General features: G+C 74.7%; 16 protein-coding genes and 1 pseudogene. 15 read left to right on the plus strand and 2 right to left on the minus strand.

Translation table 11 applies throughout. From position 1 onward, the window contains the following. Positions 1-3 precede the first annotated feature (3 nt). Positions 4-798: an ABC transporter ATP-binding protein gene (locus tag ACIGHB_RS21055; RefSeq protein ID WP_399915049.1), complete on the plus strand. Its 795-nt coding sequence runs from the start codon at positions 4-6 to the stop codon at positions 796-798. Positions 799-883: 85 nt separating this feature from the next. Here the strand turns inward: ACIGHB_RS21055 and ACIGHB_RS21060 are convergent, their stop codons facing one another. Next, the gene (locus ACIGHB_RS21060) at positions 884-2,359 is read right to left on the minus strand and encodes an alpha/beta hydrolase (RefSeq protein ID WP_399914976.1); all 1,476 of its coding nucleotides are present in this window, start codon (positions 2,357-2,359) and stop codon (positions 884-886) included. Positions 2,360-2,491: 132 nt separating this feature from the next. On the opposite strand from ACIGHB_RS21060, the gene ACIGHB_RS21065 reads away from it, so the two are divergent. The 8 genes and pseudogenes from ACIGHB_RS21065 to ACIGHB_RS21100 all read left to right on the plus strand — a co-directional run bounded on the left by ACIGHB_RS21065 (position 2,492) and on the right by ACIGHB_RS21100 (position 11,644). Then, positions 2,492-3,409 carry a MerR family transcriptional regulator gene (locus ACIGHB_RS21065; protein ID WP_399914978.1) on the plus strand — a complete coding sequence of 306 codons (918 nt, stop codon included), beginning with the start codon at positions 2,492-2,494 and terminating at the stop codon, positions 3,407-3,409. 203 nt (positions 3,410-3,612) lie between these two features. Continuing rightward, positions 3,613-4,380 (plus strand): GntR family transcriptional regulator, encoded by a 768-nt coding sequence (locus ACIGHB_RS21070; protein ID WP_399914980.1) that lies wholly within the window; start codon positions 3,613-3,615, stop codon positions 4,378-4,380. An 81-nt stretch (positions 4,381-4,461) separates the two neighbouring features. Then, positions 4,462-4,689, plus strand: coding sequence for a ferredoxin family protein (locus tag ACIGHB_RS21075; protein WP_399914982.1), 228 nt, complete (start codon positions 4,462-4,464; stop codon positions 4,687-4,689). A gap of 16 nt (positions 4,690-4,705) precedes the next feature. Next, a complete protein-coding gene (locus tag ACIGHB_RS21080; protein ID WP_399914984.1) occupies positions 4,706-6,061 on the plus strand; it encodes an ABC transporter substrate-binding protein in 1,356 nt (451 codons plus the stop codon). Further along, positions 6,058-6,909, plus strand: a pseudogene (locus ACIGHB_RS21085) (ABC transporter permease); the annotation flags it as partial. The gene ACIGHB_RS21080 and the pseudogene ACIGHB_RS21085, both read left to right, overlap by 4 nt. Positions 6,910-7,148: 239 nt before the next feature. Then, positions 7,149-7,919 carry an ABC transporter ATP-binding protein gene (locus ACIGHB_RS21090; RefSeq protein WP_399914986.1) on the plus strand — a complete coding sequence of 257 codons (771 nt, stop codon included), beginning with the start codon at positions 7,149-7,151 and terminating at the stop codon, positions 7,917-7,919. Positions 7,920-7,980: 61 nt separating this feature from the next. Then, positions 7,981-10,719 carry a fumarate reductase/succinate dehydrogenase flavoprotein subunit gene (locus ACIGHB_RS21095; RefSeq protein ID WP_399914988.1) on the plus strand — a complete coding sequence of 913 codons (2,739 nt, stop codon included), beginning with the start codon at positions 7,981-7,983 and terminating at the stop codon, positions 10,717-10,719. 103 nt (positions 10,720-10,822) lie between these two features. Then, complete coding sequence (locus tag ACIGHB_RS21100) at positions 10,823-11,644, plus strand: VOC family protein (protein WP_360320462.1); 822 nt, start codon at positions 10,823-10,825, stop codon at positions 11,642-11,644. Between the two features lie 53 nt (positions 11,645-11,697). Here the strand turns inward: ACIGHB_RS21100 and ACIGHB_RS21105 are convergent, their stop codons facing one another. Further along, positions 11,698-13,146, minus strand: a complete 1,449-nt coding sequence (locus ACIGHB_RS21105; protein WP_399914990.1) for an MFS transporter — start codon at positions 13,144-13,146, stop codon at positions 11,698-11,700. Between the two features lie 267 nt (positions 13,147-13,413). On the opposite strand from ACIGHB_RS21105, the gene ACIGHB_RS21110 reads away from it, so the two are divergent. The 6 genes from ACIGHB_RS21110 (at position 13,414) to ACIGHB_RS21135 (ending at position 22,794) form a co-directional block, all read left to right on the plus strand. Beyond that, a complete protein-coding gene (locus ACIGHB_RS21110; RefSeq protein WP_360320504.1) occupies positions 13,414-13,836 on the plus strand; it encodes a MarR family transcriptional regulator in 423 nt (140 codons plus the stop codon). 112 nt (positions 13,837-13,948) lie between these two features. Further along, positions 13,949-14,803: a DUF4344 domain-containing metallopeptidase gene (locus ACIGHB_RS21115; protein WP_399914992.1), complete on the plus strand. Its 855-nt coding sequence runs from the start codon at positions 13,949-13,951 to the stop codon at positions 14,801-14,803. Positions 14,804-14,972: 169 nt separating this feature from the next. Next, positions 14,973-17,966 (plus strand): carbohydrate binding domain-containing protein, encoded by a 2,994-nt coding sequence (locus ACIGHB_RS21120; protein ID WP_399914994.1) that lies wholly within the window; start codon positions 14,973-14,975, stop codon positions 17,964-17,966. Between the two features lie 222 nt (positions 17,967-18,188). After that, entirely contained in the window at positions 18,189-19,955 is a 1,767-nt protein-coding gene (locus ACIGHB_RS21125) for a S8 family serine peptidase (protein ID WP_399914996.1), read from the plus strand. Between the two features lie 246 nt (positions 19,956-20,201). After that, positions 20,202-21,107 carry a diiron oxygenase gene (locus ACIGHB_RS21130; RefSeq protein ID WP_360320477.1) on the plus strand — a complete coding sequence of 302 codons (906 nt, stop codon included), beginning with the start codon at positions 20,202-20,204 and terminating at the stop codon, positions 21,105-21,107. 28 nt (positions 21,108-21,135) lie between these two features. Continuing rightward, positions 21,136-22,794 carry an FAD-dependent oxidoreductase gene (locus ACIGHB_RS21135; protein WP_399914998.1) on the plus strand — a complete coding sequence of 553 codons (1,659 nt, stop codon included), beginning with the start codon at positions 21,136-21,138 and terminating at the stop codon, positions 22,792-22,794. Positions 22,795-22,834: the final 40 nt, after the last annotated feature.

Below are 22,834 nucleotides of genomic sequence, written 5' to 3' on the forward strand. Positions count from 1 at the left end.
ACCGTGGTGGAGAAGGGCCTCGTGGTGGAGGGGCTGCGGAAGCGGTACGGCGACCATCCGGCGGTCGACGGGGTGTCGTTCACCCTGCCGGCGGGCGGTTCGCTGGCGATCGTCGGGGAGTCCGGCAGCGGCAAGACGACCACGGTCCGGATGCTGGTGGGTCTGGAGCGCGCGGACGGCGGCACGGTCCGGCTCGACGGCCGCGACCGCTCCGCCCGCCCCCGGGGCCGCGCGGAGCGCCTGGCGCGGGCCCGCGAGATCCAGATGGTCTTCCAGGACCCGTACCTGTCGCTGGACCCGCGGATCCCGGTGCGCGGCTGTCTGGACGAGGTGCTGCGGCTGCACACCGCGCTGGACCCGGCCGCCCGCGCGGCCCGGGTGGCGGACCTCCTCGACCGCGTCGGGCTCGGCGCCCGTGAGGCGGCGGCGCTGCCGCGGGGGCTCTCCGGCGGCCAGCGCCAGCGGGTCGCGATCGCCCGCGCGCTGGCGGTCGAGCCCCGGGTCCTGGTCCTGGACGAGGCGGTGGCCGCGCTCGACGTGTCGATCCAGGCGCAGATCCTGGACCTGCTGCGGGAGATCCGCCGCGAGGCCGGCATCGGCTACCTCTTCGTCACCCACGACCTGGCGGTGGTCCGGCACGTCGCCGACGACGTCCTGGTCCTCAAGTCGGGCCGGGTCGTGGAGTCCGGCCCCGTGGACCGCGTCCTCGGCACTCCCGAACACCCCTACACCCGCCTCCTGCTGGACTCGGTGCCGCGCCGGGGCTGGGACCCGACGGGGGTGACGGGGGCGGCGTGACGCCTGGGGAGCCGCCGGGAGCGGCCGTCGCCCGCCCCTGGTGCCGCCGGGGGGCGGCACCACGGCGCCCGGGGCCGCCGACTCCTCATTCCGCGTCGGCCACCCGGCGCAACACGGCCCGCGCCGACCGGGCGACGGCCTCGCGCGACGCGTCCGTGCGGTCCAGTGCCTCGAAGCCGTGCCGCCCGTCCGGGACGTCGACGACCTCGACGTCCGCCCCGTGCCGCCCCGCGGCGGCGAGGAACTCGTCCACCGTCGCCGCGAACGCGGGGTGTTCGCGGCCCGCCCGGACGAGGACCACCGGCGGTGCTCCGGCGCCCGCGAGCGCGTCCGCCGGCCGGAAGCGCTTCTCGACGGTCTCCCAGCCGGGCGGGGTGCCGAGGACCGGGTACGAGAGGGCGAGGCACCGCAGCCACGGCGGGGGCGCCGCCAGCCAGTCGGCGGCGAGGAGGCCGCCGCCCGAGAAGATCCAGAGCGCGATCCGGTCCGGGTCGACCCGGGGGTGCGCGCGGAGCGTCTCCACCGCCTCCGCGAGGTCACCGGCGGCGCGGGCGTAGTCGGTCAGGGCGTACAGCCGGTGGTCGACCGTGGCGCCGACGGCGCCGAGCCCGGTCAGGTACCGGGCGTAGCCCCGGTAGAAGGGGGTGTCGCGCGGCGTGGGGGCCCGGTCGGCGTCGACGGGCCCGCCGTGCACGAGGAGGACGGCGGGGCGGCGCCCCGCGGAGTCCGGCGGCGGGTAGACGTCGAGACGGCCGTGCCGCTCGTACGGGTACTCCACCGTGTCCATCAGGAACTCCTGCTCCGCGTAGGAGGGTTGGTCGTCCCCGAGGGTGATGCGCCGGCCCTCCCCCGCCGCCGCGCGCAGGAGGGTGTCGGCGAGTTCGCCCGGGTGGGAGAGCATCGGCCAGTGCCCCGTGGGGAGTTCGTGGAAGACGTAGCCGGGCCCCGCGAGCTTCCGGAAGCGCGGCGGGCCCGTGCGGACCAGCATCTCGACGACGTCGACGCCCGGCCCGTCCGCCGTGCACATCACCGCGCAGGCGGGCACCCGGTCCAGGCCGCCGCCGAGCCGCAGCGGTTCGGTGAGGGTGCGGGCGGGCTGCGGCACGGCCAGCCGGTCCAGCCGGGCGAGGTCGTCGCCGGAGAGGCCGTCGAGGCTCCCCCAGAGGGCCCACTCCTCGCCCCGGGGCGGCGGGAGGGGCGTGGTGTCGTGGCCGAGCCGTTCCCGGACGGTCTCGTCGCGGACGAGCAGCAGGGCCGGGTCGCCGTCCGAGGGGAGCCCGGCGGCGACGTACACGACCCGGGCCACCCGGCCGGGGCGCCGGTCGGCGGCGGCGAGCACCGGGTGGATGCCGTAGCCGTGCCCGACGAGGACGGTCTCCGGGTCGTCGATCCGGTCGAGGAGCGCGAGCAACTCCCGTGTGTGCGTGCCGAGTCCGGCCCCGGGGTCGGTGTCCGGCGTCACCGGGTACGCCTCCGCCCCGGCCTCGCGCAGCCGTTCGGCGACCCCGTCCCACAGCCACCCTCCGGTGAACGCCTCCCCCACCAGAACGAACGCCGTCATCCCGCCTCCTCGTGCGCGTGTCCCACTGCCTCCGCCGCGTTCGCCGCGGCTGCCCGCACGTTAGGAACTCCCCCGGGGGGAGATTCCACCCCCGACCCGGGCGGCTAGGGTCGGCGGGGCGGGAGGTGCGGGATGACCGGGACGGGGATGACGGCGGCGGACGGCGGGACGTGGAGCATCGGCGAGCTGGCCGGGCGGGCCGGGGTGACGGTGAAGACCGTGCGGTACTACTCCGACCGGGGGCTGCTGCCCGAGGCGGGGCGCAGCGGCGGCGGCCACCGGCGGTACGGTCCGGGTGCGCTGGTCCGGCTGCGGGAGATCCGGTCGCTGCGGGCGCTGGGTCTCGGCGTGGCCGAGGTGGCACGGGCGCTGGAGGACGACGGCCGGCTGGCGGAGGTGGTCGCCGGGGAACTGCGGGGCGTGGCGCGGGAGCGCGCCGCGCTGGCGTGGCGGGAGGCGTCGCTGCGGCTCCTCGCGGAGTGCGACGGCGCGGAGCGGGCCGAGCTGCTGCCCCTGCTGGGCGCCTCGGCACTGCCGCCGGACGGGGACGCGCTGGTCCGGTTCTGGCGCCGCTCGCTGCCCGTGCGACTGCCGGCCCCGCTGGTGGCGCGGGTCCTGGACGAGGTGGTGCCGGTGCCGCCGGACGATCCCTCGCCCGGTCAGGTACGGGCCTTCGCCCGGCTGGGCGCCCTGGTGTCGGACCCCCGGCCCGGGCGGGCGCCGGGCCCGCCGCTGCGGGGCGAGCGGTACCGGCCGGCGGTCCTGTACGAGGGTCTCGGTGAGGCGTACGACCTGGCGGGCGCGGAGGTGCGGGCCGGGCGTCCGCCGGCCGGCCGGGGCGCCCTGGACTGCTTCGCCGGGGCGTACGCCGTGGCGCTCGGGGAGCGGGACTCGCCCGCGTTCCGCCGGCGTCTCTCGGAGGTGCTGGCCCGGGAGGAGACGGGGGTGATGGCGCGGTACTGGAAGCTGGTGGTGCCGCTGCTCCCGGCGGACCGTCCGGCCCTCGGCCTGCTGCACCATCATCTGACGGAGGCCCTCGCCGGCATCTGACGGAGGCCCTCGCCGGCTGACGCGCGCGGCGGGGCCGGGTGTTCGGATCGTGGGCGGCCCGCCGTCCGACTGGTGGGCGCGCGGGTGGCGGATCTCCGCCTCTCGCCGGCGTCCACGCAGGTCAGAGCGGTGGATTCGCGTTCTCCTGTGGCGCAATGTTGCGGCAACACCACCGGGGCCGTCCCCCGGTTACGTTCCCTGCCATGCCCGCCGAACGCACCCCCGCCGCCCTTCCGGTCGCCGCCGCCCGCCGTCGCCGGCTGCGCGCGGACCGGGCCCGGCAGCTCGCCGACCTGCTGCGGCACCAGATCCTGACCGGCGCCTTCCCCCGGGGGGTGCTGCCGCTGGAGGACGTGCTCGCGGCCGACCACCACGCCAGCCGGAACACCGTCCGGCAGGCCCTCGACCTGCTGCGGGGCGAGGGCCTGGTGGATCGGCAGCCGGGGGTAGGGACGGTGGTCGTCGGCGAGAAGTACCCGCACGGCCTCGACCGGCTCCAGGGACTCGCCGAGACGCTGCACGAGCACGGCAGGGTCACCAACGAGGTGCGGAACCTGGGACCGGTGCGGGCACCGGGACCGGTGGCGCACCGGCTCGGCCTGCCGGACGGGGCGGATGTGCTCTGCGTCGAGCGGCTGCGCCGGCTGAACGGGCTGCCGCTCTCGCTCGACCTGTCGTACCTGCCGATGGACGTCGGCGGCGGGCTCCTCGGCTGCGACCTGGAGAACACGGACGTGTTCCGGCTCCTGGAGCGGCTGACCGGCGGGCCGCTCGGCCACGCCGACATCACCCTGGAGGCGGTGAACGCCGACGCGCACGCGGCGGCGGTCCTCCAGGCCCCGCGCGGCGCCGCCCTGCTGATGCTGGAGCGGCTCACCCACCTGTCCTGCGGGCGGCCGGTGGACCTGGAGTTCATCCGCTTCCGCGGCGACCGGATCACCATGAGCGGCGTGCTGCGGCGCTCCCTCTGACGCGACCGCCCCCCTCCAACTCCCTTCCCGTCCCCCCCCAGCTCCCTTCCCGTCCCTTCCCTTCCCTTCCCGGAGAACGCCATGCCCCTGGTGCCCCAGCGTGCCGACGTGCCCGTGACGATCGACGAGTCCCTGTGCATCGACGGCTGCACCCTCTGCGTCGACATGTGTCCGCTGGACTCGCTCGCGATCCGCGAGGAGGACGGCAAGGCGTACATGCATGTGGACGAGTGCTGGTACTGCGGCCCGTGCGCCGCCCGCTGCCCCACCGGCGCGGTGACCGTCAACATGCCCTACCTGCTCCGGTGAAAGGCACCGAACTCCCATGAAGACGAAGAGACTCGTACGTCTGCTTTCACCGGCGCTGCTCCTTCCCCTGGTCGCCGCCTGCGGCGGCCCCGCGGGCGCCGGCGAGGAGCCGGGCGGGGCCGTCACGGTGACCGTCGGCTACCAGTCGAAGACCATCAACACGGTGACCGCCGGCACGCTGCTGCGCTCGCTCGGCTACTTCGAGGAGGAGCTGGCGGCGCAGGGCCGGAAGGACGGTGTCCGCTACCGGGTGCGGTGGCAGGACTACGCGACGGGGGCGCCGATCACCGCGCAGATGACCGCCGGGAAAATCGACATCGGGTCGATGGGCGATTTCCCGCTGCTGCTCAACGCGGCCCGGGGCCGGCAGCTGAAGGAGCCCACCCGGCTCGTCTCGGTGACCGGCTACAACCTGCGCGGCGGGCTCAACACCGTGGTCACGGAGCCGGGTTCGGGGCTGCGGTCGCTCGCCGACCTGAAGGGGAAGCGGGTGTCGACGAGCGTCGGCTCCGCCGCCGACGGGACGCTCGTCCGGGCGCTGCGCCGGGCCGGTCTCGACCCGGCGAAGGACGTCTCCAAGCTCAACCAGCAGCCCAGCGTGGGCGCTTCGGCGCTCGCGGGCGGCAGCGTGGACGCCCTGTCGCAGTTCGTGGCCTGGCCGGGACTGCTCGCCTTCCAGGGCAAGGCGCGGGCGTTGTACGACGGGGCGGAGCTGGACCTGCCGACCTTCCACGGGGTCACCGTGCGCGAGGAGTTCGCACGCGAGCAGGCCGGTGTCCTGGACGCGTTCCTGCGGGCGCAGCGGCGGGCCACGGACCGGCTGCGGTCGGCTCCGGTGGCGTCCGCCGAGTCGGTCGCGAAGGAGACGGGGCTGCCGGCCGAGGTGGTGTACCTCTACAACGGCGCCCAGGGCATCGCGACCTTCGACCCGGAGCTGCGGCCGGAGCTGCTGGCCGCGCTGAGGGAGGACGTGCCGGTGCTGCGGGAGGCCGGTCTGGTGGACGACGTCGACGTGGACGCCTTCGTCGACCCGGCGCCGCTGCGGCGGGCGGTCACCGCCCCGGGCTATCCGAGGGCGGCCGCGGCCAAGGCGGAGCTGTGGCTGCGCGGGCACTCCTCGACCCGCGCGTTCGGCTCGGCCGGGGAGCTGCTGAAGGCGGTGGCGGCGGCCGGGCCGGGGACGGTCAGGGCGGCGTACGTGCCGGACGCGGTGACGGGGACGCCGTGGTTCGCGGACCGGGCGGTGTGGGTCGCGGGCGGCGGCGCGTGGCAGGCGTTCGTGACGCGGGCGGCGGCCGAGCGGTGGGTGGCCGCCCATCCCAACGCGCGGGTCGTGCCGTACGCGGAAGCGGTCCGGGCGGCGGGCTCGTGAGCGCGGCGACCCGGGCGGGGCGGCGGCTGGTCCGGGCGGGTTCGCTGGTCGCCGCGCTGGGCCTGTGGCAGCTGCTCACCGCGTACGACGTGAACCTGTGGCTGCGGTTCGAGCAGTTCCCGACGGTCGGCGAGGTGGCCTCGGCGCTGGCCGACCGGGTGGGCACGTCCGCCTACTGGCAGGACCTCGGGCACAGCCTGCGCCGGATCGTGACGGGCTTCCTGCTGGCGGCCGTCCTCGGCGTGGCCGCCGGCACGGCGATCGCCCGCTCGCGGTGGGCGGCCGACCTGCTGGGCCCGCTGGTGGAGGTGGTGCGGCCGATCCCGGCGATCGCCCTGGTGCCGGTGGCGATCCTGCTGCTGCCGACGAACGAGCAGGGGATCGTCTTCATCACCTGCGCGGCGGCGTTCTTCCCGGTGCTGGTCTCCACCCGCCACGCGGTGCGGGCCCTGAGCCCGGTGTGGGAGGAGGCCGTCCGGACGATGGGCGGCGGCCGGGCACGCGTGCTGTGGTCGGTGGTCCTGCCGGGCGCGCTGCCCGGGGTGTTCGGCGGACTCTCCGTCGGCGTCGGTGTGGCGTGGATCTGCGTGATCTCCGCCGAGATGATCTCCGGCGAGTACGGGGTGGGCTACCGGACCTGGCAGGACTACACGGTCGTCGACTATCCGGGCGTCTTCGTCGGCATGGTCACCATCGGCGCCCTGGGCCTGCTGACCTCCACCGCCGTCGAGCTGGCCGGCCGGCGGGTCACGGCCTGGCTGCCCCGCCCGGCGGCCCGGGGCGCGACGCCCAGCCCGGGACGCCGCGCTCCGACCCGGGGCGCGGCACCTCCCGCTGAAGCGCCCTCCGGGCCGGGCACCCCGTCCGGAGCCGCCGCACCCGCCCCCGTACGCGCCGCACCCGCGGACGCCCCCGTACCCGATCCCGCATCCCGTCCCGCGGACGCCCCCGCGCCCGATCCCGTATCCCGTCCCGCCGACGCCCCCGCACCCGCACCCGCACCCGCACCCGATCCCGCAACCCGTCCCGACCCCGGTCCCGTATCCGACCCCGCACCCGATCCCGTGTCCGAGAAGGAGCCGGTTCCATGAGCACGACCGCCCTCGCCCCGCCCGCCCCGCCCGCCGCTCCCCCGCTCGCGGGTGCCGAGCTCACCCTCGACGCGGTACGGCTCGGGCATCCCGACGGAACCGCCCTGGGCGGGAAGCTGAGCCTGCGGGTGGCGCCCGGCGAGGTGCTGGCCGTCGTCGGGCCGTCGGGCTGCGGCAAGACGACGCTGCTGCGCACGCTCGCCGGGCTGCTGGCGCCGGTGGCGGGCCGGGTCGCGCGCGACGGCGAGCCGGTCCGCGGGCCCGGCGCCGACCGGGCGCTCGTCTTCCAGCACGACGCGCTGCTGCCGTGGCGCTCGGTGCGGGCCAACGTCGAACTGCCGCTGGCGATCCGGGGTGTGGACCGCGCCGGGCGCCGGCGGGCCGCCGGGGAGTGGCTGGAGCGGGTGGGTCTCGCCGGTCACGCGGCGAAGTGGCCGCACCAGCTGTCCGGCGGGCAGCGGCAGCGGGTGCAGCTCGCCCGGGCCCTGGCGGGCAGGCCGCGCGCGGTGCTGATGGACGAGCCGTTCGGCGCGCTGGACGCGCACACCAGGACCGGGATGCAGGACCTGCTGGCGGGCATGCTGCGCGGCACCGGCGCGACCGTCGTGTTCGTGACGCACGACGTGGACGAGGCCGTCCACCTGGGCGACCGGATCGCCCTGCTGCCGTCGGGCGAGGTGCTGGACGTGCCGCACCCCCGGGACCGCGCCGCCCGGGACGCCCCGGCCACGCGCGAGCTGCGCCGTCGCGTCCTCGACTCCCTCTGACCCCCCGCCCCTCCCCGCCCCTTCCCGCCCCTCCCTGTTCCCCCTGCCGGAAAGGCCCGTCGTGTCCTCCCCCCTGACCTCCGTCCCCCCGCTCGCCGACGCCCGCTCGTACTCCTGTGACGTGCTCGTCGTCGGCGGCGGCACCGCCGGCACGATGGCGGCGCTGACCGCCGCCGGGCGCGGCGCCGACGTCCTGCTCCTGGAGAAGGCGCACGTCCGGCACTCGGGCGCCCTCGCCATGGGCATGGACGGGGTGAACAACGCGGTGATCCCCGGCCGGGCGGAGCCGGACGACTACGTCGCCGAGATCACCCGCGCCAACGACGGCCTCGTCGATCAGTCGACGGTCCGTCAGACCGCCGTGCGCGGCTACGACATGGTGCGGCGCCTGGAGTCGTACGGGGTGAAGTTCGAGAAGGACGAGCACGGTGAGTACGCGGTCCGGCAGGTGCACCGCTCGGGTTCGTACGTGCTGCCGATGCCCGAGGGCAAGGACGTGAAGAAGGTCCTGTACCGGCAGCTGCGGCGGCGGGAGATGCGGGAGCGGATCCGGATCGAGAACCGGGTGATGCCGGTGCGGGTGCTGACCCACCCGGAGGACGGGCGGGCGGTGGGGATCGCCGGACTGCACACCCGCACCGGGGAGTTCGTGATCGTCCGGGCGGGCGCGGTGATCCTGGCGACCGGCGCCTGCGGCCGCCTCGGGCTGCCCGCCTCCGGGTACCTGTACGGCACCTACGAGAACCCCACCAACGCGGGCGACGGCTACGCGATGGCGTACCACGCGGGCGCCGCCCTCACCGGCATCGAGTGCTTCCAGATCAACCCGCTGATCAAGGACTACAACGGCCCGGCCTGCGCGTACGTGGCCAACCCCTTCGGCGGCTACCAGGTGAACCGGCACGGCGAGCGGTTCGTCGAGTCGGACTACTGGTCGGGGCACATGATGGCCGAGTTCGCGGCCGAACTCGCCTCCGACCGGGCGCCGGTGTACCTCAAGCTGAGCCACCTCCCAGAGGAGACGATCGGCGCGGTCGAGTCGATCCTGCACTCCACGGAGCGCCCCACCCGGGGCACCTTCCACGCGAACCGGGGCCACGACTACCGCACCCACGACATCGAGATGCACATCTCCGAGATCGGCCTGTGCGGCGGGCACTCGGCCTCCGGGGTGCGCGTGGACGCGCAGGCCCGCACCACCGTGCCGCGCCTCTACGCCGCCGGCGACCTGGCGTGCGTGCCGCACAACTACATGATCGGCGCGTTCGTCTACGGCGACCTCGCGGGCGAGGACGCGGCCCGCTACCGGGCGTACGAGGGCGAGCTGGACCGGGCCCAGCTGGAGGCGGCGCACGCGCTGGTCTACCGGCCGCTGCGGAACCCGGACGGGCCGCCGCAGCCCCAGGTCGAGTACAAGCTCCGCCGGTTCGTGAACGACTACGTGGCGCCGCCGAAGTCGGGGGCGCGGCTGTCGCTGGCCGTCGAGGCGTTCGAGCGGATGTCGGCGGAGATCGCGGAGATGGGCGGACGGACGCCGCACGAGCTGATGCGCTGCGCGGAGGTGTCGTTCATCCGGGACTGCGCGGAGATGGCGGCCCGCGCCTCGCTGGCCCGGACCGAGTCGCGCTGGGGGCTGTACCACGAGCGGCTCGACCACCCGGCGCGCGACGACGGGGAGTGGCTGTACCACCTGGACCTGCGCAAGTCTCCTGCCGGGGCGATGGAGTTCACGGCGCGGCCGGTGGAGCCGTACGTGGTGCCGGTGCCGGAGTTCGCGCCGCCGGCGGGTCCGGAGCGTCCGCTGGGCGAGGTGGCGCTCGTGCCGGTGGCGACGGCGGGCCCGCGCGAGGCGCCGCCCACGACGCCGGCGGCCGGGGAGGCCGCGCCGAGGCCGGAACCGCGTGCCGTGACCGGTCCGCACCCGCGCCTGCTGCGGCTGCTCGCCGTGGCTGACGACGCCCCCGAACTCGAGGCGCTGCTCCCCTATCTGACGGACGGTGAGCCCGAGGTGCGGGCGGCGGCCGTCGCGGCCCTCGCGGAGACCGTGCCCGCCGGGACGGGTCCGGCGCTGGCGGCCCGGCTGCGGGACGAGGACGCGTCGGTGCGGTCGGCGGCCGTCGGCGCCCTGCGCGAACTGGCGGAAGTCCTGGACGCGGACGCGGAGTTGGGCGAGGGACTGCGGGCCGCGCTGGAGACGTCCGACCCGGCGGTGCGGGCGGTGGCGGTCGAGGTGCTGCGGGCCCGGCGTCTCGGCGGGGCCGGGGTGTACGCGGCGGCGCTGGCCGACGCGGCGCCGGAGGTGCGGCTCCAGGCGGTACGGGCCCTGGTGTCGGTGGACGCGGTCGCCGCGCTGGCCGGCGCCGCGGCCGACCCGGCCCGTGAGGTGCGGGTCGCGGTGGCCCGGGGTCTCGCGGCGGTGTCCGTGCCGGAGGCCGGGCCGCTGGTCCCGCTCCTCGACGACGCCGACCCGCTGGTGCGGGGCGCGGCCTTCGGGGCGCTGGCGGCGGCCGGCTGCCCGCCGCCGCTGGCGGAGCGGGCGGTGGCCGCCCTGGACGATCCGGCGTGGCAGGTGCGGGCGGGCGCGGCGGCGGCGCTGCGGGCGGCGGCGGCCGGGCGGGCGGTCCCGGCGCTGGCGAAGGCGCTCGCGGACCGGAACGCGGACGTGCGCAAGGCGGCCGTGCTGGCGCTGCTCGGGCACGTCCCGGCGCCGGAGGCGCGCGCCGCGCTCGCGACCGTGGCGGCCGACCCGGACGCCGATGTGCGGGCGTACGCGGCCCGGGGGCTCGCGCCGGCGTCCTGAGCGCGCCGCCGGCCGGGTGAAGCGGGGTGTGCCGGGCCGCCCGCCGGGGAAGGCGCGCGGGGTGGCGTCCGGCCGGCGGACGCTCGGTCAAGGAGGTGGTCCGGTGACGGAGCCGACGACGGCGCGGGCGCTGGGCGCGCCGTGCTGGCTGAGTCTGGCGACGCGGGATCTGGGCGCGGCTGAGCGGTTCTACAGCGCCGTGCTGGGCTGGACGTTCCGGCCGGGCAAGCTGGAGGCGGGATCGGCGTACGCGGTGGGAGAGCGGGACGGGGTGCCGGTCGCGGGGATCGCCGCGCTGGCGGCGGAGCTGGCCGTGCCGGTGGCGTGGACGGTGTTCTTCGCGGTGGAGGACGCCGACGCGGCGGTGGCCCGGATCCGGGAGCGGGGCGGCACGGTGGGCGTGGGCCCGGTGGCGTATCCGCCGCAGGGCCGGGTGGCGCTGGCCACGGACCGGGACGGGGCCGCGTTCGCGGTGTGGGAGGGGCGGCTGGTGTCGCGCTGGCACGTGGGTGAGCGGGGCGCGCCCGCGTGGGTGGAGCTGCACACCCGGGACGCCTTCGACGCGGCCGTGTTCTACGGCGGGGTGCTGCGCTGGGCGGAGGACCTGCCGGGCGCCTGCGAGACCTCGTACGAGGAGGACCGGGTGGTGCTGCGCAGGGACGGGGTGCCGGTGGCGCGGCTCGACAGCGGCCCGGTGGAGGCCGCCTCGCCCCGGCCCCAGCTGCGTCCCCGCTGGCTGGTGAGGTTCCGGGTGCCGGATCTGACGGCCGCGGTGGCGGCGGTGACGGAGCACGGCGGCGTGGTGGTGCCGGGCGGCGAGTGGGGCGGGGCCCGGGAGCCCGGCGCGGCCGGGGAAGGGCGGCGGATGGTGGTGCGGGACCCGGACGGCGCGCTGTTCACGCTGGAGGCGGACGGGGAGGGTTGACGCGGTGAAGCGGTACGCGGGGCGGGCGGGCCCTCCTCCCGTACCGCTCCGGGTCAGGCGGCGCGCGCGGTCCGCGGCGCGGGGCTCGTGGCCGGGGAGCCGGCCGCGGGGGTGTGCCGGGCGGGGATGAGGGCCGCGACGAGCGAGGCGAGGAGGGCGACGCCGGCGCCGATGAGCATGGCGGCCCGGAAGCCGTTCTCGGAGGGCAGGGTGTGGCCGCCGAGGGTCGTGGTCATCTGGGCGAGGACGACGCCGATGACGGCGGCGGAGACCGAGGTGCCGATGGACCGCATCAGGGTGTTGAAGCTGTTGGCGGAGGCGGTCTCCCCGGCCGGGACGGAGCCCATGATGAGCGCGGGCATGGCGCCGTAGGCGAGGCCGACGCCGGTGTTGCAGACGAGGGTGACGACGAGCAGGCCCCAGGTGGAGCCCATGAGGGCGAGCGAGGAGGCGTAGCCGGCGGAGATGACGAGGGCGCCGACGGAGAGGGTGACCTTGGGGCCGCGGGCGGCGGACAGCTTGGCGCCGAGCGGGGCGAGCAGCATCATCGCGAGGCCGGCGGGGGCCATCCAGAGGCCCATCGCCATCATCGACTGGCCGAGGCCGTAGCCGGTCGCCTCGGGGAGCTGGAGGAGCTGCGGGACGACGAGCGACTGGGCGTACATCGAGAAGCCGACGAGCACCGAGGCGAGGTTGGTCAGCAGGACGACCGGGCGGGCGGTGACCCGCAGGTCGACGAGCGGGTCTCGGGTGCGCAGCTCCCAGAAGCCCCAGGCGAGGAGGGTGACGGCGGCGGCGGCGAAGAGGCCGAGGGTGGTGCCGCTGCCCCAGCCCCAGGCGGCGCCCTTGGAGACGGCGAGGAGGAGGGCGACGAGGCCGGCGCCGAGGCCGAGGGCGCCGGGCACGTCGAAGCGGCCGGGGGCGGGGTTGCGGCGGCCTGCGGGGACGCGCCGCCAGATCAGGGCGGCGACGAGGGCGCTGAGGGCGGCGGCCACCCAGAAGAGGACGCGCCAGCTGGCGTGCTCGGCGACGGCCGCGGAGAACGGCAGGCCGAGGGCGCCGCCGACGCCCATCGATGCGCTCATCAGGGCGATGGAACCGCCGAGCTTCTCGGGCGGCAGGACGTCGCGGAGCAGGCTGATGCCGACGGGGACGACGCCCATGCCGAGGCCCTGGAGACCGCGGCCGACGATCATCGGGACGACGGAGTCGGCGAGGGCGCAGACGACGGAGCCGGCGATCAGCGGGACGGTCGAGGCGAGCAGCACGGTCCGCTTGCCGAGGGTGTCGCCGAGCCGGCCGGCGACGGGCGTGGCGACGGCGGCGGCGAGCAGGGTCGCGGTGATCACCCACGAGGCGTCGGAGGCGTCGGCGTGGAGGAGCCGCGGCAGATCGCCGATGAGCGGCACCACGAGGGTCTGCATGAGTGCCGCCACGATGCCGGCGAAGGCGAGGACGCCGACGACGCCTCCGGGGCGTGCGTCGGTCTGGGCGCGGTCCACGGGTCTCTCCTGGGTTCACGGAAGTAAGGCACATACGGGCTTGTGCATCATGCACATCGATTGCATGATGCACAAGTTGTGCTGGATGCACACCACGGAGCAGCGGGAGAGAATGCCCCCATGGACCAGCCCGACCAGCCCGAGGACACGCCTGTGGAGAGGCCCGAGAAGCCCGCGGACGAGCCCGCGAACGAGCCCGCGAAGACGGCCGAGCCGGAAAAGCCGGGCGAGCCGGACGTGGCCGCCGACCGCGTCGAGTTCGAGACGATGCTGCTCAGCCGCCACTCCCACCTCCACACTCCGCGCACCCGGGCCGGTGGCGCCGGCGGCCTCGACCGGAGCGCGTACGTGCTCCTCACCCGGATCCGGATGCACGGCCCCATGTCCATCGGGCAGCTCACCGACGCCTTCGGGCTCGACGCCTCCACCCTCAACCGGCAGACCGCGGCGATGCTGCGGGCCGGGGTCGTGGAGCGCATCCCCGATCCGGACGGCGGCATCGCCCGCAAGTTCCGGATCACCGAGGAGGGCGAGCGGCGCCTGGAGGCGGACCGCTCCTTCAACATCCGCGGCCTGCGGCGGATCATGGAGCACTGGTCACCCGAGGACGCGGCCGCCTTCGCGGACCTCCTGGAGCGCTTCAACCGGGACATCGAACGCCTGGAGGGCCGCCCCTGGCCCCGGGCGTGACCCGGCCCGGCCCCGCGGCCCCGCCTCACCCGTCCGGCGCGGCGGGCTCGCCGCCCCCGGCCGCTCCGGCCAGGCTCGTCGGCAGGGACGCCCACGAGACGAGGTGCCGCCGATGCCCGCCGCCGCCCGTGCACGCCGTGGCGCGCCCCTCGCCCTGACCGCCGTCCTGCTCGCGGGCTGCGCGGCGCACCCGGCGGCGCCCTCCCCCACCCCGTCGGCCACCCGGGGCACGGGCCGGCTCGTCGTCTCGTACGAGGCCGCCCGCACCCCCGAGGAGGACGCCGCGCGCGCCTTCCTCCGCAAGCGCCGCGTCCTGGAGGACGCCGCCGCCTACGCGGACGCCCGGATCGCCCTCCCCCGCGACGTACCGCTGCGCGCCGCGAGCTGCCCGGCGCCCAACCCGTACTGGGACCGGGAGACCGGGCGGATCACCTACTGCTACGGCTTCGTGCCCGACGCGCGGCGGGTCTTCGCCGGCCTCGACTCCGGCGGCGCCCCGGCGCGGAGCGCCGCCGTCGACGAGGACGTCGTCGGCCTCTCGAACGGCGTCCTCTTCCACGAGCTCGGGCACGCCCTCGTCGACCTGTACGACCTGCCGGTCACCGGCCGCGAGGAGGACGCGGTCGACCAGCTCGCCGTCCTCCTCCTCGCCTCGGGAGACGAGACCCACACCGACTACGCGATCTCCACCATCAACGCCTGGGGCGCGCTGTGGCAGGCGGCCGAGGGCGGCGACCCGGGGGTGGCCGCGTACTCCGACATCCACTCCCTGGACGGACAGCGGTTCTTCAACTGGGCCTGCTGGCTGTACGGCTCCGATCCCGGGCGTTTCGCGGACGCCGTGGACGCGGAGGGCAACCCGGACGGCGTGCTGCCCCGCGACCGCGCCGCGCTCTGTCCGGCGGAGTTCCGGCGCATCGACTCCTCGTGGCGGACCCTGCTCGGCCCGTACCTCGAGCAGCCCTGAATCCCACGATGCGAACCGCTTCGACGCGGACCCTTTACGCGCGCGCCGCACGGGGGTAACTTCCCGCCGACGCAAGAACTTTCCGCAACTTTCCGCACGCGCTTCCAAAGGGGCCGATCCCCGGCGTACCCCGGCCCCTTTCCCCGGCGCGCCCTCGTCTGGAGTCCGCATGACCCCCACCCGCATACGGCCGCGGCGGCGCGCACTCGCGCTGCTCGGTGTCGCCGCCGGTCTCACCGGCCTGGTCGCGGCGCCGCCCGGCGCGCCTCCGGCCGCCGCCGCTCCGCTCGCCGCCGCCCCGGCGGCGGCCGTCGCCGAGACCACGGCGACGGTCCACTACTGGACGAAGACCAGGAACTGGTCGGCCTACAACCTGCATTACGCCCCCGACGGCGGCTCCTGGACCACCGTCCCCGGCACGGCGATGGAGCCGGCCTGTACGGACTGGGTGAAGAAGACCGTCAGCCTCGGCACCGCCGCCGGCCTCCAGGCGACGTTCAACAACGGCGCCGGCACCTGGGACAACAACGGCGGCCGCAACTACGCCCTGGGCACCGGGAACATCACCGTGAAGGACGGGGTCGTCGCCCACTCCGACCCGTGTGCCGACACCCCGCCGCCCGCCGCGCGGAAGGCGACGGTGTACTACTCCTCGGCCTCCCTCGGCTGGTCGACGGTGAACGTCCACTACCAGCCGGCCGGCGGCGCGTGGACGGCCGTGCCCGGCCTCGGCATGACGGCGGCCTGCACCGGCTGGTGGAAGCGGGAGCTCGACCTCGGCACCGCCACGTCCCTCAAGGCCGCGTTCAACAACGGCAACGGCGTGTGGGACAACAACGGCGGCTCCGACTACACCATCGGCACCGGCACCTCGACCGTCCGGGACCGGGTGGTGACCGCGAACGCGACCGACCCCTGTGCCGCGACCCCGCCCGACACCCAGGCGCCCACCGCCCCGGCCCGGGTCACCGCGAGCGCCGACGGGGTCTCCGTCCTGCTCTCCTGGGACGCCGCCACCGATGACCGGGGCGTGACGAAGTACCAGGTCACGCGGGTCGGCGGCACCGGCGGCACGGTGGTGACGGACGTCGGCTCGACGGTCTTCTCGGACACCGGCCTGGCCGAACGGACCGCGTACACGTACACGGTGAGGGCCGTGGACGCCGCCGGGAACGTCTCGCCCGCCTCCGCCCCGGCCACCGCCACCACCGGGGACGAGCCGGCCGCCCCGGCGAACGGCAAGCCGCTCGGCACCGACCCGCGCAAGGACCCGATCTACTTCGTCCTCACCGCCCGCTTCCACGACGGCGACCCCACCAACAACCGGGGCGGCAGCCAGCACGTGAAGTCGGGCAACGCGGCCCACGACGACCCCATGTTCCGGGGCGACTTCAAGGGCCTCATCCAGAAGCTCGACTACATCAAGGGCCTCGGCTTCTCCGCCGTCTGGGTCACGCCGGTGGTCCTCAACCGCTCGGACTACGACCACCACGGCTACCACGGCTACGACTTCTACAAGGTCGACCCACGCCTGGAGTCGGCCGGCGCCTCCTACCAGGACCTGATCGACGCCGCCCACGCCAAGGGCATGAAGATCTACCAGGACGTCGTCTACAACCACTCCTCCCGCTGGGGCGCCAAGGGCCTGTTCACCCCGACCGTGTACGGCGTCCGGGACTCCCAGTGGAGCTGGTACTACGACGAGAAGCAGCCCGGCTTCGAATACGACGGCCTGACCGTCGACGCCAAGTCCGGCAAGTCGTACTACAACGGCGACCTGTGGTCGACCGCCGAGCCCACCGGCAACACCTGCGTCAACTGGGGCAAGCCGACCGGCGGGAAGAGCCCGGAGGGGTACACGCTCTACAACTGCCAGTGGCCGAGCCCGACTTCCGGCATGTTCCCGAAGGCGCTCTTCCACCAGTGCTGGATCGGCAACTGGGAGGGCGAGGACTCCCGTTCCTGCTGGCTGCACGAGGACCTGGCGGACCTGAACACGGAGAACCCGACCGTCCAGAACTACCTGATCGGCGCCTCCAACAAGTACATCGACATGGGCGTCGACGGCTTCCGCGTCGACACCGCCGTGCACATCCCGCGCACCACCTGGAACCGCCGCTTCCTCCCCGCCATCCAGGAGCGGGTCACCCAGCGCCACGGCGCCGAGGCGGCGAAGAACTTCTTCGTCTTCGGCGAGGTCGCCGCCTTCGTCAACGACAAGTGGAACCGCGGCTCGGTGAACCACTCGGCGCAGTTCTTCACCTGGAAGGAGCGCAAGGAGTACGACGCCGACGACACCAAGGCGGCGCTGGAGATGTACGACTACGAGCAGCAGCAGGGCACCGGCAACCAGCCGACCTCGACCAACGCCTTCCTGAACGGCAACAGCTACCACGCACCCGACCACAGCCGCTTCTCCGGCATGAACGTCATCGACATGCGAATGCACATGAACTTCGGTGACGCCTACAACGCCTTCTCCAACGGCAAGGACTCGGACGACAGTTACAACGACGCCACGTACAACGTCGTCTACGTCGACAGCCACGACTACGGGCCGAACAAGTCCAGCGAGCGATACACCGGCGGCACCGACGCCTGGGCCGAGAACATGTCCCTGATGTGGACCTTCCGCGGCATCCCGACGCTGTACTACGGCTCCGAGATCGAGTTCCAGAAGGGCCAGAAGATCGACTGCGGGCCGACCTGCCCGCTGGCGACCACGGGCCGCGCCTACTACGGCGCGCACCTCGCCGGCACCGTCACCGCCTCCGGCTTCTCCCAGGTCTCCGAGGCGAGCGGCCAGGTCGCGACCACCCTCCAGCAGCCCCTGGTCAAGCACCTCCAGCGGCTCAACGAGATCCGCCGGGCGATCCCCGCGCTCCAGATGGGCCAGTACTCCACGGAGGGCATCTCGGGCGGCATGGCGTTCAAGCGCCGCTACACCAGCGGCTCCACCGACAGCTTCGCGCTCGTCACGGTCTCGGGCGGAGCCACGTACAACGGCATCCCGAACGGCACCTACACCGACGCCGTCACCGGTGACGTCAAGGTCGTCTCCCACGGCACGCTCTCGGTCGGCGCGCCCGGCAAGGGCAACCTGCGGGTGTACGTCCTGAACGGGCCCGGGAAGATCGGGGCGGCCGGCCCCTACCTGAAGTAGCCGCACGGCCGTGACGCGAAGGGGCGGGGGAAGGAAACCCGCCCCTTTCGCCATGTTCAAGTCAAGATTTTGTCACATGAACGGGCTTGTCGGACTGAAGTCTTCCTTCCGCCCCGCCCGTCTGGGATCTTGCGTCCACCCCACACATCACAGGGCCCGGCCGGCGCCACCCGCGCCACCGGGTCATCGGAGGACGCATTGTTTTCCCACATATCCGGCCGGATGAGACTCGCGGCCATCGCCCTCGGCACGACGCTGGCGATCGCGGGCCCGGTCTCGCTCGCCCAGGCCGCCCCGCTCGACAACGAGCCGCTCGCGGCCTTCACCGCGAACGCCAGGACCACGCAGCAGGCGCCCGCCGCCTGGGCGGCAGGCACCCGCGCCTACCTGGTCATCACCACTCCCGGTGACACCACCGCGGTCCGCGGCGCCGTGGCCGCCAACGGCGGTTCGGTCTTCTCCTCCTTCGACGCCATCGGCGTGATCGTCGCCCACTCGACCTCCGCCTCCTTCGCCACCACCATGCGTGGCGTCACCGGCGTGCAGAAGGTCGGCGCGACCCGCACCTCGGACGTCCCGGCCGACGCGTACAACCCGGCCCTCCCGTCCAGCCCTTCGCAGTCGGCGGCTCCCTCCACCGAGCCCGTCCGCTCGGACATGACCCAGATCAAGGCCGACCAGGCGTGGGCCGTCAACCCCGGCTCCGCCTCGGTCAAGGTCGGCATCCTGGACACCGGCGTCGACGACCAGCACCAGGACCTCGCGCCCAACTTCAACGCCGCCGACTCGGTCTCCTGCGCCTACGGCAAGGCCGACACCCGCGCCGGCGCCTGGCGCGACATCGACCAGCACGGCACCCACGTCGCCGGCACGGTCGCCGCCGCCAAGAACGGCAAGGGCGCGATCGGCGTCGCCCCGGGCGTGAAGATCTCCTCGGTGCGGATCGCCGAGCCCGGCAGCACGCTCTTCTTCGCGGAGAACACCATCTGCGGCCTCGTGTGGGCCGGTGACCGCGGCTTCAAGGTCACCAACAACAGCTACTACACGGACCCGTGGCAGTTCAACTGCCCGAACAACCTCGACCAGGCGGCCATCCTGGAGGGCGTGGGCCGCGCCCAGGCGTACGCCGAGGGCAAGGGCTCGCTCCAGGTCGCCGCGGCCGGCAACTCCAACGTGGACCTGGCGAACAAGACCACCGACTCGTCGAGCCCCAACGACTCGACGCCGGTGACCCGGACCATCACCAACGACTGCCTCGACATCCCGGCCGAGCTGCCGGGCGTCGTCACGGTCGCGGCCAACGGCACCAATGGCAGCTCCAAGGCGTCCTTCTCCAACTTCGGCCGTGACGTCATCGAGGTCTCGGCCCCCGGCGAGTCCGTCTACAGCACGGTCCCCGGCGGCAAGTACTCCTCGCTGAGCGGCACCTCGATGGCCGCCCCGCACGTGGCGGGCGTCGCCGCCCTGCTGGCCAGCGCCAACCCGGCGTACACCCCGGCGGACATCCGCGCCAAGCTCGGCGAGCACGCCACCGACCTGGCCTGCCCCTCGGACTCCCGGTGCACCGGCACCACGGCGAAGAACGGATTCTTCGGCGAGGGCCGCGTGGACGCGCTCAAGGCCGTCGGCGGCTCGACCCCGCCGCCCGGCAAGTACTTCGAGAACCTGAGCGACGTCACGATCTCCGACAACGCCACCGTCGAGAGCCCGATCACCGTCAGCGGCGTCACCGGCAACGCGCCGGCCGCCCTCACGGTGGGCATCGACATCAAGCACACCTACATCGGTGACCTCAAGGTCGACCTGGTCGCCCCCGACGGCTCCGTCTACAACCTCCACAACCGGTCCGGCAGCGGCACCGACAACATCGCCCGGACGTACACCGTCAACGCCTCCTCCGAGGTGGCCAACGGCGTCTGGAAGCTCCGCGTGAACGACAACGCGAACGCGGACACCGGGAAGATCGACGCCTGGAACCTGACCTTCTGATTCCCGCGATCCCCCGAGGGGGCCGGAGCGCCTGCGCTCCGGCCCCCTTTCGCGTGTCTTGGTTCGCGTGCCCCCTTTCGCGTGCCCGGTTCCGCGTGCCCCGGCGAGAAAGTCCGCACCGGGGGGTAGCCCGCGCCAGGCCCTTGCTATACGTTCCGTCTAACAAGCTTGCTAGACACCGCGTCTAACAAGCGAGTGAACGACCACGACGAGCCGACCGACCGCGTGACCCAAGGAGCCGCACCGATGGCCAGCAGCACCGTTCGCCCGGACCACCACGACCCCGACGACGTCGCCGAGCGGCTGCTCCGGTCGGCCGCCAAGCTCAGCTACGACCCCAACGCCGAGGTCGACTGGGACACCCCGCTCGACAAGGACTTCCACGGGCAGAGCCCCGAGTGGAACAGCCTCTACGGCACCGCCTACTGGAACGAGCTGACCGAGGAGCAGCGCAAGGAGCTGACCCGCCAGGAGTCCGCCTCCGTCGCCTCCACCGGCATCTGGTTCGAGATGATCCTCCAGCAGCTGGTCCTGCGGGACATCTACCGCATGGACCACACCGACCCCCGCTTCCAGTGGGCGCTCACCGAGATCGCCGACGAGTGCCGCCACTCGATCATGTTCGCCCGCGGCTCCCAGAAGCTCGGCGCCCCCGCCTACCGGCCCAAGCGCGCCGTCATGGAGCTCGGCCGGGTCATGAAGACCGTCGGCTTCGGCGAGGCCGCCTACGCCGGCATCCTCGTCGCCGAGGAGGTCCTCGACGTCATGCAGCGCGACTGGATGCGCGACGAGCGGGTGGTCCCCTTCGTGCGGACCATCAACAACATCCACGTCGTCGAGGAGTCCCGGCACATGAAGTTCGCCCGGGACGAGACCCGCCGCCACCTCGCCCGCGCGAGCCGCGCCCGCCGCCACTTCCAGGCGCTGATCGTCGCCATCGCCGCGTACTACATCATCACCAGCCTGGTGAACCCCGAGGTGTACGTGCGGGCCGGCCTCGACCCCGAGCGCGCCCGCCGCGAGGCCGCCGCCAACGAGCACTACAAGGCGCGGCTCCGGGCCAGCTGCTCCGGCCTCATGGAGTTCCTCGGCGACGTCGGCATGCTGACCCGCCCCGCGCAGCACTTCTACCAGCGCGCCCACCTCCTCTGACCCCGACGAGCCGAGCCGAGCCGCCGCCATGACCTACGCCATCACCCAGACCTGCTGCTCCGACGCCACCTGCGTCGCCGTCTGCCCGGTCAACTGCATCCACCCGACCCCCGACGAGCCGGACTTCGGCACCACCGAGATGCTCTACGTCGACCCGAAGAGCTGCATCGACTGCGGGGCCTGCGCCGACGCCTGCCCGGTCGACGCGATCTTCCCGGTCGACCGGCTCACCGGGCCGCTGAAGAAGTACGAGGCGATCAACGCCGCCCACTACGAGGGCCGCGAGCCCGCCCCCGTCCTCGCCTCCCCCACCTTCCACGCCTGGGGCGCGCCGTCCTTCGACCGCTCGCTGCCCTCCGACTTCGCCCCGATCCGGGTCGCCGTCGTCGGCACCGGCCCGGCCGGCATGTACGCCGCCGAGGACCTGCTGCTGCACACCAACGCCGAGGTCACCCTCATCGACCGGCTCCCGGTCGCCGGCGGGCTCGTCCGCTACGGCGTCGCCCCCGACCACCCGGGCACCAAGGGCGCCGGCGACACCCTCGCCCGCTTCCACACCCACCCCCGGGCCACCGTCCGGCTCGGCGTGGACATCGGCGGGGACGTCACCCCCGAGGAGCTGGCCGCCCACCACGACGCCGTCGTGTACGCGGTCGGCGCCCCGTCCGACCGCCGCCTCGGCATCCCCGGCGAGGACCTGCCCGGCAGCCTCTCCGCCACCTCCCTCGTCTCCTGGTACAACGCCCACCCGGAGACCCCGGCCGACGCGGTCTCCCTGGGCACGGCCGAGCGGGCCGTGGTCGTCGGCAACGGCAACGTGGCCCTGGACGTGGCCCGGATCCTGGTCTCCGACCCCGCCGCCCTCGCCGGCACCGACATCGCCGACCACGCCCTCGCGGCCCTGCGCGGCGCGCGGATGCGCGAGGTGGTGCTGCTCGGCCGGCGCGGTCCCGAGGACGCGGCGTACACCGCCTCCGAGCTCCTCGCCCTCGCCGAACTGCCCGGCGTCGAGCTCGTCGTCGACACCCACGACCCGCGGACCGCCGAGGCGATCGACGCGGCGACGGCCGGCGGCAAGGCGGGCCTGCTTCGGGGCGTGGCGCGCGAGACGGTGGACTGGACGCGCGGCCCCGACGCCGGCCGCCGCCGCGTCGTGCTCCGCTTCCACTCGGCGCCCGAGGAGGCCATCGGCCCCGACGCGGTCCGCGCGGTCCGCGCGGGAGGCCCCGAAGGGCCCGCCGAGATCCCCGCCGGGCTCCTCGTGCGAGCGATCGGCTACCGGGGCGTCCCCCTCGCGGGACTGCCCTTCGACGAGGCCACCGGCACCGTCCCGCACACCGCCGGACGGGTGGACGGCATGACCGGCACGTACGTCGTCGGCTGGATCAAGCGCGGCCCCTCCGGAGGCATCGGCGCCAACCGCTCCTGCGCCGCCGAGACCGTCGGCAGCCTCCTCGCCGACGCCGTCGAGGGCCGCCTGCCGAAGCCGACCGGCTCCGCGAAGGCGTTCGCGCGGCTCGCCCGCGCCCGCAGCGGCCGGGTCGTGGACGCCCGCGGGCTCGCCGCCATCGACCGGGCGGAACGGGCCAGGGGCGCGGCGACCGGCCGGCCACGGGTCAAGCTCGCGACGGTCCCCGAGCTGGTGGCGGCGGCCCGCCGCGGCCGGCTGCGCGGACCAGTGGGCTGACCGGAGGCATACGGGGCGGGAGCGGGGGCACCCGCCCCTT

Source organism: Streptomyces sp. NPDC085460 (genome assembly GCF_044541975.1).
Classification (GTDB): Bacteria; Actinomycetota; Actinomycetes; order Streptomycetales; family Streptomycetaceae; genus Streptomyces.

What these genes read in the sequence shown, in the direction of transcription:
- ACIGHB_RS21065 (WP_399914978.1), top strand. Translation starts at nt 2,492, where the DNA reads ATGACCGGGACGGGGATGACGGCGGCGGACGGCGGGACGTGGAGCATC.
- ACIGHB_RS21110 (WP_360320504.1), top strand. Translation starts at nt 13,414, where the DNA reads ATGCTGCTCAGCCGCCACTCCCACCTCCACACTCCGCGCACCCGGGCC.
- ACIGHB_RS21060 (WP_399914976.1), bottom strand. Translation starts at nt 2,359, where the DNA reads ATGACGGCGTTCGTTCTGGTGGGGGAGGCGTTCACCGGAGGGTGGCTG.
- ACIGHB_RS21135 (WP_399914998.1), top strand. Translation starts at nt 21,136, where the DNA reads ATGACCTACGCCATCACCCAGACCTGCTGCTCCGACGCCACCTGCGTC.
- ACIGHB_RS21080 (WP_399914984.1), top strand. Translation starts at nt 4,706, where the DNA reads ATGAAGACGAAGAGACTCGTACGTCTGCTTTCACCGGCGCTGCTCCTT.
- ACIGHB_RS21125 (WP_399914996.1), top strand. Translation starts at nt 18,189, where the DNA reads ATGAGACTCGCGGCCATCGCCCTCGGCACGACGCTGGCGATCGCGGGC.
- ACIGHB_RS21115 (WP_399914992.1), top strand. Translation starts at nt 13,949, where the DNA reads ATGCCCGCCGCCGCCCGTGCACGCCGTGGCGCGCCCCTCGCCCTGACC.
- ACIGHB_RS21075 (WP_399914982.1), top strand. Translation starts at nt 4,462, where the DNA reads ATGCCCCTGGTGCCCCAGCGTGCCGACGTGCCCGTGACGATCGACGAG.
- ACIGHB_RS21070 (WP_399914980.1), top strand. Translation starts at nt 3,613, where the DNA reads ATGCCCGCCGAACGCACCCCCGCCGCCCTTCCGGTCGCCGCCGCCCGC.
- ACIGHB_RS21120 (WP_399914994.1), top strand. Translation starts at nt 14,973, where the DNA reads ATGACCCCCACCCGCATACGGCCGCGGCGGCGCGCACTCGCGCTGCTC.
- ACIGHB_RS21130 (WP_360320477.1), top strand. Translation starts at nt 20,202, where the DNA reads ATGGCCAGCAGCACCGTTCGCCCGGACCACCACGACCCCGACGACGTC.
- ACIGHB_RS21090 (WP_399914986.1), top strand. Translation starts at nt 7,149, where the DNA reads ATGAGCACGACCGCCCTCGCCCCGCCCGCCCCGCCCGCCGCTCCCCCG.